General features: G+C 36.2%; 1 protein-coding gene and 1 pseudogene. One reads left to right on the forward strand and one right to left on the reverse strand.

The window, feature by feature from the left end:
• Positions 1-214 precede the first annotated feature (214 nt).
• A pseudogene (locus H5300_RS28190) lies at positions 215-363 on the forward strand (transposase domain-containing protein); the annotation flags it as partial.
• Positions 364-429: 66 nt separating this feature from the next.
• Here the strand turns inward: H5300_RS28190 and H5300_RS26150 are convergent.
• On the reverse strand, positions 430-2,781 hold the full coding sequence (locus tag H5300_RS26150) for a hypothetical protein (protein WP_182797304.1): 2,352 nt from the start codon (positions 2,779-2,781) through the stop codon (positions 430-432).
• Positions 2,782-3,188: the final 407 nt, after the last annotated feature.

The raw sequence follows: 3,188 nt of genomic DNA on the forward strand, positions 1-3,188 counted from the left end.
ACGAGTAGAATCGTGCATCTGCTCGAGTTGCAGCTTTTGTTGAGGAGTCAGTGTAATTTTCATGGGTCTTAGCATGATCCTGATTTTATCGAAAATCAAGCACCTTCATTGATCACGGGTATATATGGATGTAAATAGACTAAATTTACATGGAATACTCACATAAACCGCCATGGAGATAAAAGACTACAAGTATAGAAATTCACCTAGCTGAGTGCTAGAAACCGCCAAAGCAAATGGTCTTATCCCATTTGATTACGTCATGCGGTGCCTTGCGAATTATGCTTGCCAAATCCTAATATCGACACTTTACTGCCTTGGATTTTAAAAGCTAGGTGTCGATCACCGTACGCTTACAATTAGAGTATAAAAAAAAAAGCCTATTTAAAATTAAATAGGCTTTTTATTAATTTAATGAGCAATGTATTATTAAGGGGCTGTGCTACAAGTATGTGCGTTAATTGTGAAATTGGAGTCTGTCTTTTTGAATCGAGTTAAGAAATTACCTTTCATACCTGATTCGTCCCAATTAATAACGATTTTCTCTCCATGATCAGTAAGTATATCATTCCAACTAGAGGCTCCCGAAAAATACTCCCAACTACTACCAAGAGTATTTATATCATAATATATGGCATAACTCTCAGTACCATTTCCATCTCTTTCTATATTAATACGGTAAGTTGTATTTTCATAAACTGTCTCCCCATTAGTATAAGAGCCCTTTAAATAAACATTCGTATAACCTGTGGCATAACCAAGATTACCATCATAAGTATGTGTAGGAGTGACATCTATGGTCATTGTATAGTCATTTAGTGGTAAATCACCGCTTACATCACAATATGCCGTTGCTAGGTTTCTAGAAATATCACCAGTTACTGAACCATCTTGATTGATAACTAGATTTTCAGCACCGGTAATATTATCTGGATCAATAACTGGAATAACATCAGGTTCAGAATCAGGTTCAGGTTCAGAATAAACAACGTTATATGCTTTCACTGTAAATACATCGCGATTACCAACAGTAGAACTCTGTGCACTTCGCCAAATAAAATTACCGCGTATTGTGCCCCCAGCAGCAGGACTAGCAGAATCAGTGAATTCACGTACAGTCCAATCGCCATAAGTGTTATTTACGTCTGCCCAATTCAATGAAGAGCCTTGACCTTCAACTCGATATTCATTAGTACCAGGATAATAATCTAAACGAACATCATCTTCAGCTTCTTTCTCTAAATAGATATTTATATAACCATAGCTAGCTGGCTTTTCGTCGGCAGGTGTATATTCAACTTCAGCGTCAAAATCATAGCCTGCAAGTACTTTGTTACCATCAACAGGAATGTAAATTCGCGTTGCATGAGATTCAGCGGTTATACCTGTAATTGAGCCATCACCATTTACTTGCGTTAATTCAGAACCAACAATTTGATCAACATTAATAACCGGGGTTGGGCCTGGAGAAATAAAACCTTGTATATTCCATTGTGTTAATTCGAATTCATCGAATCCTTCATAAGTACTATCACCAAGTCTTAAGAAAAAGTTACCAACGACAGAGGTAAGCTCTGTGCCTTTTTGGTAAGTATCTCTATAGTCATTACGAATGTTATACTCACCATAATCGCTATTTTTAAAGTCTGTATAAGTATCATACTGATCTTCAGTACCATCAACTCTAACGCTACCATCATTTAAAATTGTAACGGTCACTTTATCTGTAGTTGTTTCACCACGTAAATATAATTTAACATAAGCCTGGTCAGGAAAAGTAACCTCAAAAGCAAAATTACTATTTTTTACTTTTGCAGAACCATCGCCAACATCGTCTTCATATATCCAAATATGTTGGCCATCAGCCTTACCTGAGACGGCATTAGTATTTACATTAGTCCATAAGTCAGTCGCGCCTAAAATATTATCGTAAGCGATAACCCCTCCGCCACCATTAACCTCTATCTCTATTTCATCTTCCCATTCGTCTTCAATAATAATACCGCCACTGCCCGTATTATTATCAGTAGGCGTAGTATACGAATAAGTTAATGCATATTGACGATTTACACCGGTTTCCCCTTCAACGGCAACGATTTCCCCTGTTTGAGAATCTGTGGCTGAAGCTTCTGAAATACCTTGTGTAACATATTGATAGCTATAAAGAAAATCACTGGCCGCTGTCTCAGGAGAAACAAGATTTGCAGCTCTACCGTTAACCGCAGATGTGCCAGCTACAACATCTTCAGATTGCATGGTTACTAATGAATATTGTGTATTGTGCAGCGTAATGCTGACCGTATCAGCATCTGCCGGTATGCTAACAGGCTCTTCTGTAGAAACAGTATAATAAGGTGTTGTAATTGGACTTTCTTTTTCAGCTAGATTAACTAAATCTGGATGGGTAATTGATACGGTAGCTTCACCTGTTACGCTAAATAGAAAATTACCACCATCAGAAATATTTTCATCACTGTAAGTAACTTCACCATTATCATCTGTAATGGTAATGTTATAACCATCTTCTCTTAATACATGAATATAACCATAATTTGTTATAGCATATGAATAATCATATTCCTCTGAAAGAGCACGTGAACTACTTGAAGATGTAATTTCGTAACCTTCAAGTTCAGTTTCTTCAGAAGGAGTATCAATTTTTAAAGTTAATGTACGGGGTGAGGCTATATCAGTATCGCTGTCACTATCACAAGCAGTTAATGTTAATGAAAGCGAAATAGCTAAAAAAACTGCAGACTTTTTATAAGTTTCTTGTTCCATATTCATTCCTTTATAGATATATTTTTAACTATGTTTACCCTATTCATTGTTCACTTTATTAATGCCTCCCGAATTCAGGTGAGAATTTAACAGTAGCCCATAATGTAAAAAAGTGTAGTTTTTTTTGTAATTTTTTTGTAATTTTTTTGGTCGAAACTCCAACCTGTTGATTAATAGTAAAACTCTCGTTCGATAAGGGCGCGAATATACTTTGTTAATCTGATGTAAAAAGAACTTTTTCCCTGTAATCTTTATTCCATGCGGCTTGGTTCATCTTTCTTGGTACAAGGGCGCGAATATACTTTGTTAATCTGATGTAAAAAGAACTTTTTCCCTGTAATCTTTATTCCATGCGGCTTGGTTCATCTTTCTTGGTACAGACAAGTTACCCTCTGATTTTCTAAATA

The sequence above is a fragment of the Vibrio sp. SG41-7 genome (assembly GCF_014164465.1).
In the GTDB taxonomy this organism is placed as follows: Bacteria; Pseudomonadota; Gammaproteobacteria; order Enterobacterales; family Vibrionaceae; genus Vibrio; species Vibrio splendidus.